This window comes from Streptomyces sp. Sge12 (assembly GCF_002080455.1).
Lineage (GTDB): Bacteria > Actinomycetota > Actinomycetes > Streptomycetales > Streptomycetaceae > Streptomyces.
In genome coordinates this window covers 1093322-1107300 of the sequence record NZ_CP020555.1, presented here as the reverse complement: position 1 = coordinate 1107300, position 13979 = coordinate 1093322, and the positions used below count along the sequence as shown (strand labels likewise).

Below are 13979 nucleotides of genomic sequence, written 5' to 3'. Positions count from 1 at the left end.
ACCAACAGTGTTGACCGACCGTCACGGAATCGGAGATGGCGCAAAGCAGGCGTGCAACCTTGATCGATATTAGGTTAGCCTTACCTCAGTTTTGCGACCTCCTGTGCCTGAAAGGTGTTCCAGTGATGCGTGCTGCCTCCCTGCCCCGTACCGCCGCCCGCGCGGCCGTCGCCGCCTCCGCCGCCGTCGCGATCGCCGTCGGCGCGGCCGGCTCCGCCTCGGCCGCCACTTCGACGCGTACGGTCACCGACGGCGCCACCACCTTCAACCTCAGCCTCACCGCGCCGTCCACCGCCGCCGCGGCCGGCCAGAACGTCACGGTCACCGGCAGCGGTTACAACACCGCCAAGGGCATATACGTCAGCCTCTGCGCCGTGAGCGGCGCACCGGGTGCGAACAAGCCCACCCCGTGCCTGGGCGGTTCGGACCAGTCGGGCACCACCGGCGCCTCGCACTGGATCAACAACGTCTTCGGCGGGACCCTGGCCAACACCTCCACGTTCGGCCCCGGTGGCACCTTCAGCGTCACCATCCACGTCAAGGCGGACCTGGGCGGCGGTCAGATCTGCGGCGAGACGGTCGAGTGCGCCATCGTCACGCGCGCCGACCACTTCAACTCCTCGAACCGGAAGTACGACGTTCACGTCCCGGTGACCTTCAACTGATCCGATCCGCCGATCCGATCCGCCGATCCGATCCGCCGATCCGATCCGCCGATCCGGTGCGCGACCAGCCCGGCCGGGGACCGACTCCCCGGCCCGTCGACGAGGAAGCCATGACACCCCGACACCCCCTCACCCCCGGTCGCGCGGGCGCCGCCTCCGCCGCACTCGCGCTCGTACTGGCCTCGGCCGCCACCGGAAGTCCCGTATCGGCAGCCGGGGGTGAGGGGGCCGACGTGCCCGCGGGCACCGTCGCGTACCGGTCGGTGGCGCAGTTCGCCGGCGCGGGCAAGCCCCGTGACCTGCTGCTGCACCCGGACTCGAAGAAGCTGTACGTCGGCTCGGACGATCTGCCCGACACCGCCGACGTCAACGAGAGCGGATTGCACGTACTGGACCCCGCCGACGGCAAGGTGCGCAGCACCGTCGGCCAGGCGCCCGGACCCACCGGGACACTCGGCCGGCGGGCGGTGCGCCAGCTCCTCGCGCCGCTGCCCGGTGACGGGGCGGTCTTCTCCTATCCACTGCGCGGCATCGGCACCGCCAAGGACGGCGACGCCGCCGCGGCGGGGGCGTGGGTGACGGGTGCGGCCGTCACCCACGCCACGGCCGGGCTCACCCCCTCGACGGTGCTGGTCGCGCAGGGATCCGTGCTCTCGGAGGTGGAGATCGCCACCGCGGCCGTGAAACGCTCCGTCACGCTGGAGGGCGGCGACGGCTTCGCGGTGGACGCGGCGCGCGGCGCGGTGTGGTTCACGGACTTCGGCAACCGCCGCATGTACCGGGTCGACACGGCCGCCTTCACGGTCGCCGCGACCGTCGAACTCCCGGCCGGCGAGGGCTTCGCCGGGTTCACGGAGGTGGACCCCGAGACCGGCGCGGTGTGGGTCGGACTGGACACCTCCGTCGTCGTCCACGACGCGACGGGCAAGCGGCTGGGCATCCTCAAGGGCGGCGCCGACATGCCCCGCGCGGCGAGTTTCGACACGGTCACGCACGAGGCGTTCGTGGTGTGGCAGGACGCGGGCGACAGCTCGCAGCCGGGCAGCGACAACAACGGAAGGCTCACCGTCCACCGCGCCCGCGACCTCCAGGAGGTCGCGAAGCCGGTCGTACTGCCGGGATTCCACACCCAGTTGGGCAGCGCGGCCCTGGCCGTGGAGCCCGGTGGCGCGGTCGTCTTCGTCTCGGACCCGGTCGCCGGGAAGATCACGCGACTGGAACGGGCAACCTCCCCACGGGTCACCAGGGACCCGGCGGACCGGGCGGTCACGGCCGGTACGCGGGTGTCGCTGACGGCGGAGGCCGAGGGGCCCCCGCGGCCCACCGTCGCCTGGCAGGTCAGTACGGACGCGGGCCGGACCTGGCAGGCGGTGGAGGGCGCGAGCTCGCCGACGTACTCCTTCACGGCGGCCGTCTCCGACAACGGCCGCCGATACCGGGCGGAGTTCGCCAACGATGCCGGTACGGTCCACAGCGCCGCAGCCACCCTCACCGTCACCATCGCGGACACCACGACGGGCGGCACCGGATCCACCGGCGCGACGGGCAGTACGTCGGTAGGCTCCGACGGCGGCTCCGACGGCTCCGCCAACGGGTCGGTCGGCGGGTCGGCCGCGACGGGCGGCGGCGCGGGCACCCCCAGCACCTCCGGCACCGTCGGCGGCGCCGGTTCGGCCGGCGCCACGGTCGGCGGCCGTACGAACGCCACCGCCACCGGTGGTGCGCTCGCCTCCACCGGAGCGGCCGTGGCCTCCCTCGCCGGGAGCGCCGTCGTACTCACGGCTGCCGGCTGGCTGCTGATCCGCCGTGCACGGCGGCGCGCCGACGGCTGAGCGGGCACAACCAGCCCCAGGTGGGCGGCGGTTCGGCGTGTTGAATGGGTGTCCGTCCGCTCTCTCGACCGGAGACGAAGGAGACACCGCACGTGATCGTGATCGCCCACCTCAGCGACGTCCATCTCGACGGTGGCAGGCGCGCCGCCGACCGCACCCGCGCCGTCATGGAGTACCTCGACGCACTGCCCCACGACCTGGACGCCGTGCTCGTCAGCGGGGACATAGCCGACCACGGCAAGGACGCCGAGTACGAGCAGGCCGCCGAACTACTGCGCTCGCGCCACCCGCTGGTGGTCTGCCCCGGCAACCACGACGAGCGCGCCGCGTTCCGCCGCGGCCTGCTGGGGGAGGCGTCCGCCTCCACCGCGCCCGTCGACCAGGTGCTGCGCGGCGAGGGCTTCGTCCTCGCCGTGTGCGACTCGTCCGTTCCCGGCGCGGACCACGGCCTCCTGGAGGACTCCACCCTGGCGTGGCTGGACGGCGTACTGACCGGCACCCCGCGGCAGACCCCGGTCCTGGTCGCCTTCCACCACCCGCCGGCCCCGCTGCACACCCCGTACGTGGACGAGATCCGCCAGTTCGGGGAGGAGCGGCTCGCGGCACTCGCCGAGCGCCACCCGCACCTGACCGCGTTCCTGTGCGGGCACGCCCACACCGCCGCGGCCACCACCTTCGCCGGGCGGCCGCTGCTGGTGGCGCCCGGCGTCGTCTCCACGCTGCGGCTGCCGTGGGAGACGCAGACCGGCCCCGACCACCACGTCCACCTCGGCGAACCGCCGGCGCTCGCCTTCCACGTGATCGGTGACGACGGCCGGCTGACGACCCACTACCGGGTGGTCGTCGACCGGCGGTAGCAGCTGCCGTCGCGGGTCCGTGTGAGCAGACCCGAGGTGATGAGGTAGCGCCGCAGCGCCGAGGAGTCCTCGTGCACGGTGTGCAGCGCCTCGTTCACCTCGGGTTCGGAGTACCCCCGTCCCTCCTCGAAGAGGGTCTGCGCGAGGTGGACGAGCACCTGCTCGCGCCGCGCGACCTTGCGGGGGATCGCGGTGAGGCGCCCGCCGGAGAAGAGGTCGTTGACGTCCCGGGTACGGGCGGGCTGCTGTTCAGTGCTCTGTGCCATGTGTGGAAGACTCCCCCGGCGCCGGCGCGGGGGCAACGCAATTTCAGCGGCCGTCCGGGACGCCGAGCGGCGCGGTCAACCGCGGCCGCCAGCCTTCCTCCGTCAGCACCACCAGCTGGACCGCTGCCGCGCGGGTGCGCAGCGGCAGCAGGCTGCCGACCGCAGCGCGGACGTGTGCGGAGGCCGCCGGGTCGTCCGCGCCCATGGCGACGGTGACATGAGCCGCGGGCTCTGCCCCGAAGCGGCCCCCGTACGGGCGCAACCCGGGCCACCGGGCGCGGAACGCATCGACGATCGGCTGGAGTTCCGCAACGGTGACGCCGACGAAGCCGGACGCCGTCACGAGCTCCTCCAGGACCAGGTCGGCAGCCGGAAAACGCGCCGCCAGGGTACGCACGCTGCGCTCGTCCCGACCGGTCAGCGCCGGCTCCGGCACGAACGGGTAGAGGAGCGAGACGTGCGCCGGCACCCCATGGCGCACGAGGGCCGGATCGATACGCCGCGCCGCATCGAGGAGCGGAGCGGCATCGGGCAGGAGAATGACGACGGCAGTGGTTCCCGGCTCTGGCACTCCGTCATCATCGCAGGCCCCCGAGGACGTGAGTGTGTGGCTGCAGGCGGACGCCCCGGCCCGACAGGGAGCTGGGCCTGCCCGGTACGTGAGGCGCGCACACCCGCAGAAGGACGGCGATGGAAGGCCGTGGCGCGCGTGGGGCGCGTGTGCCCGCCCCGGTTGGTCGGCTCTTTCGTACCAGCCCTTCAGGGTTTCGCCCGGGTCGCGACTGCTGGGGGCTGCCTGGTCCGGGAAGTGGGCTCGTTCGGGGAGTCACGACCTGGTTGGCGGGGCAGGCGCGCGACGGGAGGGCACGGATACGGGTGCCCCTTCGGGAGTCGGGCAGTCCCGAGACCGCCCCGCTCCCGCTTCACCACCCCCGATCGAAGGAGACAGGTCATGTCACATGTCAAGGAGTCCATCGAGGTCGATGTTCCGGTCCGTACGGCGTACGACCAGTGGACGCAGTTCGAGTCGTTTCCGCAGTTCATGGATGGGGTGGAGCGGATCGAACAGCGCACGGACACGCTCACGCACTGGGTGACGAAGATCAGCGGTGTCGAGAGGGAGTTCGACGCGGAGATCACGGAGCAGATCCCGGATACCAAGGTGGCGTGGGTGACCGTCGGAGGCGAGAGCGAGCAGTCCGGCCTGGTGACCTTCGAGTCCATCGATCCCACCCATACGCAGGTCACGCTGATGATGGACTTCGATCCCGAGGGGATGGCGGAGAACATCGGCGACAAGCTCGGCTTCGTCGACCGACAGGTCAAGGGTGATCTGAAGCGCTTCAAGCACTTCATCGAAGACCGAGGCACCGCCACCGGACAGTGGCGGGGCCAGGTCTGACAGTACCCACCGAACCCGCCCCTGCACGGGCGGGTTTCCCCGGGGACAGAGCCGGGCGGCCGCCGCGCAGGACACGCGCGGCGGCCGCCTGCGCGCTGGGTCGAGGGGGGGCAGATCCTCAGTCGGCCGGAGCGGCCGGACGTCGGCGAGGTGCTCCTTGAGGGCGGGTCACGGTACTGATCTCCGGCCTCTCGCGCAGATGATGCAGGGCGGCAAGCGAACTCTCCGGAAGAGCGATCGGGTGGCCGGCAAGCCGCTCAGGTGTGGAGGCGGCTGTTGGTGCCGTCGTGGCTGTCTGCGTGCTCGTCGTCGAACCAGCAGTCGCCGGCCGCGAGGTAGCGGAAGGAGTGTGTGCTGTTGGCGGGGAGGGCGACGGTTGCGGCGCGGGTGCCGTCCCCGCGGGGCTCCAAGGGGTGAGCGGCCGGGTTCCAGTGGTTGAAGTCACCGACCACGCTCACGGGCCCGTCCGGTGTGTCCTCGGGCAGGACGAACGTGACCTTCGTACGGCCCTTGAGCTGCTTGCGTTCGAGCACGGAAATAACTCCAGCCACGAGGATGGGGACTCGGCCTGTGCATCCTCGCGCCGACGCGCATGTCGTGCGGCGGCACAGCGCCGTGGGCTGGGCGCAGGTCACCCGGGTGGCCGCGAGCCGCCCGCCACCGGGCCTGACCCGACCTCCGCTGTCGACGCTGTGCAGCACGACTACCAGCGCCGCATGGTTCCCCCTGCCCGAAGGCCGGCCGGCGGACCGCCCGCAGGTACGGCAGTCTGCACGCGGGTTGTTCCGACGGGTGGTGCCGCCGATGGTGGTGTCAGTGGCGGCTCGTAGGGTGCGCTGGTATACGACGAGGGGGTTCCATGGGTTTTTCCGGTCATCTGGTCTTTGCGTGCAGCGAGCGCCCACTGCTGGAAGCACCCCTGTTCAACAGCACCGATCCAGGGCTGAGGGACGACGTGCATGAGTGGCAGCCGCGATCGGGCGGCTGGCAGACCCTGCAGCTGGAACAAGGCATCTGGGAGGACGAGTACCTGGCCACCTTGGTCGAATGGACCGGTGCACCGGCCTGCGTCGCCGACGTCTCCGACAGCAGCGTCGCCCTCGTGACCGGCCTGGACGCCAACGGGAACCGCTGGCAGGCATGGCTCAACCTGGACAGAAGAACTGTTCGACGCGCTGCTGGATGAGCTGGGCTTCCCTGAAGCCGCCCACTTCGCACCGCAGCCGTGATTCTCGGCGGGGCGCCCCGGGTACGGCCCAGTTCTGCTGCCCGCCTGCACGGATAAGAAACCCGTAAAAGTCATGTGCATGGCCAGGCAGAGGCCGGGCAGGCGGTGCTTCGGAGGTTGATAACTATGGTTCCCCTGCTTCTCGTTCTTCTGCTCGTTCTGATCCTGTTCGGTGCCGGCTTCGCGGTGAAGATCCTCTGGTGGGTCGCGCTGGCGGTGCTGGTGCTGTGGCTGATCGGTTTCGTCGCCCGTCCCAAGGGCGGTAGCGGCCGCTGGTACCGCTGGTAGTTCTCTCGGCGGCGGCCCAGCCGCCGGCCTCATGGCCTGCCACCCCCCATCACGACGGGGGTGGCAGGCCATGGCCGTGTCTCGGCCCTGCAGCGGGAACGGGCCAGCTGCGGACCCGCCATACGCGCGCACGGACCGAAAACGGGTGAGGGCGCGCATCGGGGGTACGCGGGCTGTGGCCGGGCCGGTCGTCGTGACGCAGCAGGGAACCTGCTCACCTCCACCGATCGGCGGCCGTCCCGGTCCGTTCCGTCGGCCGGCCCCGGAGTGGAAGGGGGGTGACAGCAGCCGGGGAACCGGTTCTGGGCGGGCGCCGACGAATCCGCCCTCACCGCCGCAGCCGTCGGATCCGCTCAGGCCACCGTTCCTCGGCGGCGTGGTGAGGTCCGAGCGTCGGCCGCAGGTGTGCCGGTCGAGGCGGGCAGATCGTCTTCTCGAGGGAAGAGGGAAGCTGCGCCGGCTATCTCCAGCAGGCGTTGCAGCTGAGGAGCCGGGTTCGCCAGGTGGACCGCGGCGCCGGCCTTCACCGCTTCCAGCCGAGCGGCGAGGAGCGCGTTGAGCCCCGAGGAGTCGCAGAAGGTGATGCGGCTGCAGTCGGTGACGATGCGATCGGCTTGCGGGGCGCTGACGTGCGCGAAGGCGTAAGCCAGAGCGCGGCTCAGCAGCGGTGCGGTTGCGATGTCGATCTCGCCGACGGGCCGGACCGCGACCGCGCGGCCGACGATCTCGACGACGGGTTCTGCACCGGTCTCCCGGTCGGGTCGGTCGGACACGGGGTACCTCCTCGGTTGCGGCCTGCACGCGTTGGGCCCGAAATCGGCGCTCAGGAGTTGCGCTGGTCGTTGCTGTCCCGGCGGAGCCGGTCGGTGTGGCGGGTCATGGTGTCAATACGGTCGGCGAGTTCGGCGTCGTCCGGCCCGAGATGGGGTCGGGTGCCGGCCAAGGGGCCGACCAAGAGGGCGGCGTCGTTGTCGGCGAGGGCCATGTTGAGCTCGCCGACGGCTCCCCCGGCGCTCGGGGGGAGGTCGGTGAGGGAGACGACCTGTCCTGCGAGGCGGCGCAGGTCTGCTGCGTTGTCGCGGGCCCAGGCGGTCACGGTGCGGTCGGCCGCCCGCGAGTCGCGGGTGGCCTGTACTCGCTGTTCGCCTGTGCTCCCGGCCGCGCCGGGGCGCAGCCGCAGGTAGCGGCGTTCGGCGGCCTGCCGGCTGGCGACCCCCAGAGGCCCGGCGAGTTCGGCCCAGCTGGCGCCCTGGCTGCGGGCGGTTTCGATCAGAACGCTTTCCCAGCCGGTGAGCTGTTCGCGGACCTCGCGGAGCATCAGCAGGGCGGCCAGGGCCTGCTGCGGACCGAAGGGTCCGGTCGTCGGTGCGCCGGGGGAGGGCTGATGGGCGTCCGCGACCGCCTGGTGGATGGTCTGCAGCGCCGCGGCGGCATCAAGGGCGCGGACCGGCGGTCCGGGGGAAGAGGTCTCGTGCACAGCGCCCTCCAAAGGCATGTCATCCATCCGGTGACATTCTGCTTGTCATCGTCTGGATGACATGTTACAACGGAAGCACGTTGAAGCGCATTGGCAGTTTCTGCCTGAACCAACTGGAGGTGTTTCGCGATGTTGATGCGCACCGACCCGTTCCGTGAGATGGACCGGATCGTCCAGCAGCTGTCGGGTGGGGCCGGGACCTGGTCGAAGCCGTCCGCCATGCCGATGGACGCCTACCGCGAGCGCGACGTGTACGTGATCGCCTTCGACCTCCCCGGGGTCAGCACCGACGCGATCGACATCGACGTCGAGCGGAACATGCTGCGGGTGAAGGCCGAGCGCCGCCCCGCGGCGAAGACGGAGAACGTGCAGATGGAGCTCTCCGAGCGGCCCCTGGGTGTCTTCTCCCGCCAGATCGTCCTGGCCGACACCCTCGACACCGAGCACATCCAGGCCGACTACGACGCGGGTGTCCTGACCCTGCGCATCCCGATCGCCGAGCGCGCCAAGCCCCGCAGGATCAGCATCGGTGGCGCGGCCGACCGCAAGCAGATCTCCGGCTGAACCTGCCCGCATCAGCCGGCAGCGGAGGGCGGGACGAGCCGACCCCCCTCCGGCACTCGCCCTCCGCTACCCCTTGGAACCTTCACCCCTCCCCGTAGGTGACGTGATGCCGATACGCAGGGAGTCGCCACGTCCAGGAACGCGGCGAGTACAGGACAGCGGAGGAAGCCGATCGCGCTGCCCGCGTCGTCCTGGCCCTGCTGGGCGCACACCCGGTGGGTACCGTGCGGGCCGAACTCGCCGCCCGGCTCCCCGAAACGTACGCCCTGATCCTCCTGAACCCGTTGCAGGCCGCGGAGCTGCTCTCGCCCGACCGGTTCGTCCGCGCGACCGCGGCCCGGATCGAGGGCGCCACCGAGAAGACAGCCCTGTGGGACATCGGCGCGGTGCTGTCCACCACGGCCGCCGCCGCGGGCGACGTCCTTGTGCGTGAGGCCCTCCTGCAGCTCCCGCCCGGCTACGACCTCCTCTTCGGCCACTCCCGGCACACCTGACCACCGCCGGCCGAAGGCCGGACCCTTCGCAGAGAAAGGGCAACCGCAGCCATGTACGACCAGCCTCGAGCGAACCCGTCCCGGACCGCCATGACGTTCGACCGGATGCTGGAACGCGTGCGCTACGAAGGCGCCTACCCCACCCGCGAACGCGCCGCGGAAGCCGTCCACCAGGTCCTCGCCGCCCTTGGTCGCCGGCTCACCGGCGAGGAACGCGTCGACCTCGCCCAGTGCCTGCCCGTCGAGGCCGCCCTCACCCTGACCGCCCAGATCCCCGACACCGAACACGTCACCGGCTGGGGCTTCGTCAAGGACCTGGCCGAACGCACCGGCGCCACCCCGGCCACCACCCGCTGGAACACCGGCGCCGTACTCACCGTCGTCGCACGCCTGGCCGGCCCCGACCTCCTGGCCCGCATCCTGCGCCGACTTCCCAGCGGCTTCGCCCTCCTCTTCGGCCAGGCAGAACTACGCCAGCCACAGCCACAGCCCCAGCTGCAGGTTGCGGCCGCCTGAAGCGCGCCGGCCCGCGATGCTGCAATCGGACCCACGAACTGAAGTCCGTCTGATTGGGATTCCGTTTGTGTGGGCACACGGCCCCGCAGGCCATTCGTTCAGGGGAGGAACGGTTTCATGTCTCACATCGCCACGACCACAACTTCGGCGCAGGGCACGGTCCCGGACGCCGTGCCCCCCACCGCCGAATGCCTCGCGGCGCCCTTGCCGCAGATCACCAACGCGCGCGAGATGGCGCCCGCGGACGCGCGCGAGATGTCGCGTCTGTTCCTGGCGCGTCTGAAAGAGCTCGAGGAGGGAACTCGCGAGTACCAATACGCGCGCAACACCCTGATCGAGATGAACATCTCCCTCGTCCGCTTCGCCGCCCGCCGTTTCACCGCCCGCATCAACGCCGGTATCGAGCTCGACGACGTCATCCAGGTCGGCACAATCGGCCTGATCAAGGCAATCGACCGCTTCGACCCCGACCGCGAGGTCGAGTTCTCCACCCTCGCCCTCCCGTACATCACCGGCGAGATCAAGCGGTACTTCCGCGACACCACCTGGGCCGTGCATGTCCCCCGCCGCTTGCAGGAACTGCGCGTCGAACTCACCAAGTGCCAGGAGACACTCACCGAGGTACGCGGACGCACCCCGAGCGTCAAGGAGATCGCCGCGCACCTCGAGCTCCCCGAAGAGGACGTCATCGAAGGGCTGGTCGCGGCCAACGGCTACACCAGCGCCTCCCTGGACTCGACCGCCGGCACCATGGAACGCCCGGCTGCCCACTGCGAGGGAAGGCCGCTGGCGGACACGGTCGGCGACATCGATCCGGCGATCGCTCTTTTCGAGGACATCCATACCCTCGCGCCGCTCCTGCGCGAACTCGACGGGCGCGACCTGCAGATACTCCGGATGCGTTTCGCCCAGGAGATGACCCAGGCCGAGATCGGTGGCGAACTCGGCCTCTCGCAGATGCAGGTTTCTCGCCTCCTCACCCGCATCCTGACCCGCCTGCGCAGCGGCATGCTCGCCGCCTAGACAGGTCGTGCGCCGCAGTCGCCCGCCGGCACGGGGGAGACGGTTCCCCTGTCGCTGCCGGACGAGCATCGCTGCCCGCCGCCCGACCCGCGCCCACAGCGCGCGGACATGGAGCGGGGCCGGGACCGTGGTTTCACGGGAAGGAGTCTTGTAACCCCCGGGAGGCTGATGTGGCGGATGATCGGATCGGACTGGCCGATGTGCTGGCGGCGGCGGAGGCGGCCGCGCCGGTGGACTCCCTCGATGTCGTGGCGCGCAATCTGCGGGACCGGTTCGGGGCGCAGTCCGTGTCGTTCCTGTTCGTCGACGTGGTGGGCCGACGCCTGCTGCGCGTTCACGACACCGCAGCCACCCACCATGAGGAGCGCGCCGGAGAGGTCCCCCTCCCCGGATTCAGCGCGTACGACGAGGTCCTGCGCAGCCAGCGCCTGGTACTGGCCGCGGACGGCGAGTTCGGGCACAGGGTCCTCGCCCCGGTGACGAACCGGGGCGACACCATCGGTGTCCTGGAACTCTTCCTCGCCGACGTCACCGCGGACGTGCTGGAGCAGGTGGGGGAGGCCGCGCACGCGCTGGCGTACATCATCGTGACCGACCGCCGCTTCACCGACCTCTACCACTGGGGAAACCGCACCGCGAAGGTGAGCCTCTCGGCGGAGATCCAGCGACAACTCCTTCCCACGGCTTCTTCCTGCGAAGCACCGCAGTTCGCCCTCGCCGGCGCCCTGGTCCCGGCCAGCGACATCGCCGGCGACACCTACGACTACAGCCTCGACACCGGCACCCTGCACCTGTCGATCACCGACGCCATGGGCCACGACGTCAATGCGGCACTCATGGCCACCCTCCTCGTCAACGCATCCCGCGGCGCCCGCCGCGCCGGGGTGGACCTCGCCGAACAAGCCCGCCAGACCCACCAGGCCCTCCTCGACCACGGCCGGCACAGCCTCGCCACCGGCCAGTTGCTGCGCATCGCCCTGGACGGCGCCACCGCCCGGCTCGTCAACGCCGGCCACCCCTGGCCGCTACGACTGCGCGACGGCGTGGTCGACGAACTGCGCCTGGCGGTGAACCTCCCCTTCGGCCTCCCCGAACAGGGCTCGTACCAGGTCCAGAACCTCGACCTGCGCCGTGGCGACCGCCTTCTGCTGCACACCGACGGCATGCAGGAACGCGAAGCGGAAAGGGTCGACCTGCCCGCCCTGCTGCGCAAGACCGCCGCCGAGCACCCCCGCGAGGTCGTACGCACACTGGTCGGCGCGGTCGTCGACGCCTACGACGGCCGCCCGCCCAGGGACGACGCCACCGTCCTGTGCCTGGACTGGTACGGGCCCCGTACCGGAAGCGGCCCCACCGGCCCTGCGGACGCCTGACCCTGCACGCGACCGAGCCCTCCCGAGCAGGGCCCGGACCACGGCCGCCTCACACCCGCCTGGCGGGAAAACGTTCCCGGGCGGGGTGGGCGGAGAAGCCCGTACCGGAATGAACTCCCACGGTGGCCGGTAGGGCGGCCGATCGCGGGTAGGGGCCGGGCATGACTGCCATCCGAACCCGCGCTGCGGGCCAGCGGAGGGATTGATGCGTCCAGCTGGACGGCTTGTGCGCCGTCCAGCTAATCCAGCTGAAGACAGCAGGTCAAGCTATGGCCAAGCATCCGAAGTCGTCCGACCCCTCGCAGGAGGGAACGAGCCGGTTCAAGGGGACCGAGCAGCACGGTTGGTCGCCGGACGTGGACGAGACCAAGCAGCAGGACAATCCAAGCGCCCACCGCTCATTCCACGCGGAGGAATACGCCCCTGCCAAGGGGCCCGGCCGGACCGTTTCCAAGCAGGAAGCGGGCAATCCCCACGGCCGGCCTTCCAGGAGCACGGGCAAGCGGGGTGAGGAACAGGAGAAGGGCTCCGGTGACCAGGGGATGCACGACCTGGGCCCGAAGGGCCGCTCGCGGCGTCCCAGCGGAACCAAGGACGCCTCAGCCACCACCGGGGTCGACCCTCAGGACCCTCGCGGCTCCCGCAGCGCGGGATAGCCGCTGCCACAGGCTGCTGAAGGCTGGCCCACCCCCCTGAGGGCAGCCGCCCGGTGGAGGCACGCGGCGCAGTGCGCGACGCCCGGGTCGAGGTACCGGCAAGGAGGCTTCATGAGGGCACTCACCTGGCACGGCAAGCGCGACGTGCGCGTCGACACCGTGCCCGATCCGAAGCTCCACGACCGGGATGATGTCATCATCAAGGTCACCACCACCGGCCTGTGCGGCTCCGACCTCCACCTCTACGAGGTCCTCGGCGCTTTCCTCGACCCCGGCGACATCCTCGGGCACGAACCCATGGGGATCGTCGAAGAGGTCGGCCCGGACGTGACCGCCGTGAAACCGGGCGACCGAGTGGTCATTCCCTTCAACATTTCGTGCGGCACGTGCTTCATGTGCGGCGCAGGCCTGCACTCACAATGCGAGACCACCCAGGTCCACGCGTACGGAACCGGCGCGTCCCTCTTCGGATACACAAAACTCTACGGTCAGGTTCCCGGCGGCCAGGCCCAGTACCTCCGCGTCCCCTTCGGTAACACCCTCCCCATCCGGGTCCCGGACGGGCCCTCCGACGAACGCTTCGTCTACCTCTCCGACGTCCTGCCCACGGCCTGGCAGGCCGTCGAATACGCGGCTGTCCCGCCCGGCGGAAGCATCGCCGTCCTGGGTCTCGGACCCATCGGAGACATGAGTACGCGCATCGCAGCCCACCGCGGCGCCGGCACGGTCATCGGGATCGACCTCGTACCGGAACGCCTGGAACGCGCCCGGCGGCGCGGCACCCGTGCCCTTGACCTACGCGAGTACGGCGACGACCTGACCGACGTGGTCCGCGGCCTCACCGGCGGGCGGGGACCCGATGCGGTCATCGACGCCGTCGGCATGGAAGCCCACGGCAACCGCCTCGCCTCCGCGGCCCAGGCCGTGACCACCCGGCTGCCCGACGCCCTCGCCGCCCCGATGATGAAACACGCCGGAATCGACCCACTCGCCGCCCTCCACACGGCGATCGACCTGGTCCGACGAGGCGGCACCATCTCCGTGTCCGGGGTCTACGGCGGCGCGATCGACCCGCTGCCCCTGCTGACCATGTTCGACAAGCAGCTCCAGCTCCGCATGGGCCAGGCCAACGTCCACCGCTGGGTGGGCGACCTCCTGCCCCTGCTGACCGACGAAGACCCCCTCGGCGTGGACGACTTCGCCACGCACCGCCTGCCCCTGGAGCACGCTCCGGATGCGTACGCGATGTTCCAGAAGAAGCAGGACGGCGCCGTCAAGGTCCTCTTCCTCCCGTGATCGCGAACGAGCGCCCCACCATCGGCACTTCCACGTTGTCGT

17 protein-coding genes and 1 pseudogene are annotated in these 13979 nt (G+C 70.8%); 13 read left to right on the top strand and 5 right to left on the bottom strand.

The genetic code is table 11. The features are described from left to right. Positions 1–125 precede the first annotated feature (125 nt). The 3 genes from B6R96_RS05140 to B6R96_RS05130 all read left to right on the top strand — a co-directional run bounded on the left by B6R96_RS05140 (position 126) and on the right by B6R96_RS05130 (position 3354). Positions 126–665, top strand: coding sequence for a hypothetical protein (locus tag B6R96_RS05140; protein WP_081521756.1), 540 nt, complete (start codon positions 126–128; stop codon positions 663–665). A 110-nt stretch (positions 666–775) separates the two neighbouring features. Next, positions 776–2497 carry a hypothetical protein gene (locus B6R96_RS05135; RefSeq protein ID WP_081521755.1) on the top strand — a complete coding sequence of 574 codons (1722 nt, stop codon included), beginning with the start codon at positions 776–778 and terminating at the stop codon, positions 2495–2497. Between the two features lie 92 nt (positions 2498–2589). Further along, a complete protein-coding gene (locus B6R96_RS05130; RefSeq protein WP_081521754.1) occupies positions 2590–3354 on the top strand; it encodes a metallophosphoesterase in 765 nt (254 codons plus the stop codon). Here the strand turns inward: B6R96_RS05130 and B6R96_RS05125 are convergent. Next, positions 3327–3620, bottom strand: a complete 294-nt coding sequence (locus B6R96_RS05125; RefSeq protein ID WP_081521753.1) for a DUF2087 domain-containing protein — start codon at positions 3618–3620, stop codon at positions 3327–3329. The genes B6R96_RS05130 and B6R96_RS05125 overlap by 28 nt on opposite strands. 43 nt (positions 3621–3663) lie before the next feature. Further along, positions 3664–4191: a 2'-5' RNA ligase family protein gene (locus tag B6R96_RS05120; RefSeq protein WP_081521752.1), complete on the bottom strand. Its 528-nt coding sequence runs from the start codon at positions 4189–4191 to the stop codon at positions 3664–3666. 381 nt (positions 4192–4572) lie between these two features. Here B6R96_RS05120 and B6R96_RS05115 point away from each other — a divergent pair, with 381 nt between their 5' ends. Further along, a complete protein-coding gene (locus B6R96_RS05115) occupies positions 4573–5022 on the top strand; it encodes an SRPBCC family protein (protein ID WP_081521751.1) in 450 nt (149 codons plus the stop codon). 257 nt (positions 5023–5279) lie between these two features. On the opposite strand, the gene B6R96_RS05110 is transcribed toward B6R96_RS05115, so the two are convergent. Beyond that, a complete protein-coding gene (locus tag B6R96_RS05110; RefSeq protein WP_081521750.1) occupies positions 5280–5555 on the bottom strand; it encodes an isoamylase early set domain-containing protein in 276 nt (91 codons plus the stop codon). Between the two features lie 326 nt (positions 5556–5881). Between B6R96_RS05110 and B6R96_RS05105 the strand changes: the two genes are divergently transcribed. After that, the gene (locus tag B6R96_RS05105) at positions 5882–6208 is read left to right on the top strand and encodes a hypothetical protein (RefSeq protein WP_237291326.1); all 327 of its coding nucleotides are present in this window, start codon (positions 5882–5884) and stop codon (positions 6206–6208) included. 168 nt (positions 6209–6376) lie between these two features. Continuing rightward, complete coding sequence (locus B6R96_RS05100) at positions 6377–6538, top strand: hypothetical protein (protein ID WP_030663595.1); 162 nt, start codon at positions 6377–6379, stop codon at positions 6536–6538. A gap of 353 nt (positions 6539–6891) precedes the next feature. Here B6R96_RS05100 and B6R96_RS05095 read toward each other — a convergent pair whose 3' ends face one another. Together B6R96_RS05095 and B6R96_RS05090 are read right to left on the bottom strand one after the other, a co-directional pair. Beyond that, positions 6892–7311, bottom strand: a complete 420-nt coding sequence (locus tag B6R96_RS05095) for an STAS domain-containing protein (RefSeq protein WP_107475466.1) — start codon at positions 7309–7311, stop codon at positions 6892–6894. A gap of 50 nt (positions 7312–7361) precedes the next feature. Beyond that, on the bottom strand, positions 7362–8042 hold the full coding sequence (locus tag B6R96_RS05090) for an HSP18 transcriptional regulator (protein WP_443069883.1): 681 nt from the start codon (positions 8040–8042) through the stop codon (positions 7362–7364). A gap of 102 nt (positions 8043–8144) precedes the next feature. Here B6R96_RS05090 and B6R96_RS05085 point away from each other — a divergent pair, with 102 nt between their 5' ends. The 7 genes and pseudogenes from B6R96_RS05085 to B6R96_RS05055 all read left to right on the top strand — a co-directional run bounded on the left by B6R96_RS05085 (position 8145) and on the right by B6R96_RS05055 (position 13937). Continuing rightward, positions 8145–8579 carry an Hsp20/alpha crystallin family protein gene (locus tag B6R96_RS05085; RefSeq protein WP_081521747.1) on the top strand — a complete coding sequence of 145 codons (435 nt, stop codon included), beginning with the start codon at positions 8145–8147 and terminating at the stop codon, positions 8577–8579. 128 nt (positions 8580–8707) lie between these two features. Further along, positions 8708–9073 (top strand): annotated as a pseudogene (locus tag B6R96_RS05080) (DUF2267 domain-containing protein); the annotation flags it as partial. A 51-nt stretch (positions 9074–9124) separates the two neighbouring features. After that, complete coding sequence (locus B6R96_RS05075) at positions 9125–9589, top strand: DUF2267 domain-containing protein (protein WP_081521746.1); 465 nt, start codon at positions 9125–9127, stop codon at positions 9587–9589. A gap of 117 nt (positions 9590–9706) precedes the next feature. Beyond that, positions 9707–10612 carry a SigB/SigF/SigG family RNA polymerase sigma factor gene (locus B6R96_RS05070; protein WP_081521745.1) on the top strand — a complete coding sequence of 302 codons (906 nt, stop codon included), beginning with the start codon at positions 9707–9709 and terminating at the stop codon, positions 10610–10612. 170 nt (positions 10613–10782) lie between these two features. Further along, positions 10783–11985: a PP2C family protein-serine/threonine phosphatase gene (locus B6R96_RS05065; RefSeq protein WP_081521744.1), complete on the top strand. Its 1203-nt coding sequence runs from the start codon at positions 10783–10785 to the stop codon at positions 11983–11985. Positions 11986–12254: 269 nt separating this feature from the next. Continuing rightward, positions 12255–12641, top strand: a complete 387-nt coding sequence (locus tag B6R96_RS05060) for a hypothetical protein (RefSeq protein WP_081521743.1) — start codon at positions 12255–12257, stop codon at positions 12639–12641. A 111-nt stretch (positions 12642–12752) separates the two neighbouring features. After that, positions 12753–13937, top strand: coding sequence for a zinc-dependent alcohol dehydrogenase (locus B6R96_RS05055; RefSeq protein ID WP_081521742.1), 1185 nt, complete (start codon positions 12753–12755; stop codon positions 13935–13937). Positions 13938–13979: the final 42 nt, after the last annotated feature.

Bases quoted from the DNA above. Each gene is read 5' to 3' on its own strand.
- B6R96_RS05105 (WP_237291326.1), top strand. From the start codon at position 5,882: ATGGGTTTTTCCGGTCATCTGGTCTTTGCGTGCAGCGAGCGCCCACTG.
- B6R96_RS05100 (WP_030663595.1), top strand. From the start codon at position 6,377: ATGGTTCCCCTGCTTCTCGTTCTTCTGCTCGTTCTGATCCTGTTCGGT.
- B6R96_RS05060 (WP_081521743.1), top strand. From the start codon at position 12,255: ATGGCCAAGCATCCGAAGTCGTCCGACCCCTCGCAGGAGGGAACGAGC.
- B6R96_RS05075 (WP_081521746.1), top strand. From the start codon at position 9,125: ATGTACGACCAGCCTCGAGCGAACCCGTCCCGGACCGCCATGACGTTC.
- B6R96_RS05140 (WP_081521756.1), top strand. From the start codon at position 126: ATGCGTGCTGCCTCCCTGCCCCGTACCGCCGCCCGCGCGGCCGTCGCC.
- B6R96_RS05055 (WP_081521742.1), top strand. From the start codon at position 12,753: ATGAGGGCACTCACCTGGCACGGCAAGCGCGACGTGCGCGTCGACACC.
- B6R96_RS05135 (WP_081521755.1), top strand. From the start codon at position 776: ATGACACCCCGACACCCCCTCACCCCCGGTCGCGCGGGCGCCGCCTCC.
- B6R96_RS05070 (WP_081521745.1), top strand. From the start codon at position 9,707: ATGTCTCACATCGCCACGACCACAACTTCGGCGCAGGGCACGGTCCCG.
- B6R96_RS05085 (WP_081521747.1), top strand. From the start codon at position 8,145: ATGTTGATGCGCACCGACCCGTTCCGTGAGATGGACCGGATCGTCCAG.
- B6R96_RS05115 (WP_081521751.1), top strand. From the start codon at position 4,573: ATGTCACATGTCAAGGAGTCCATCGAGGTCGATGTTCCGGTCCGTACG.
- B6R96_RS05125 (WP_081521753.1), bottom strand. From the start codon at position 3,620: ATGGCACAGAGCACTGAACAGCAGCCCGCCCGTACCCGGGACGTCAAC.
- B6R96_RS05090 (WP_443069883.1), bottom strand. From the start codon at position 8,042: ATGGATGACATGCCTTTGGAGGGCGCTGTGCACGAGACCTCTTCCCCC.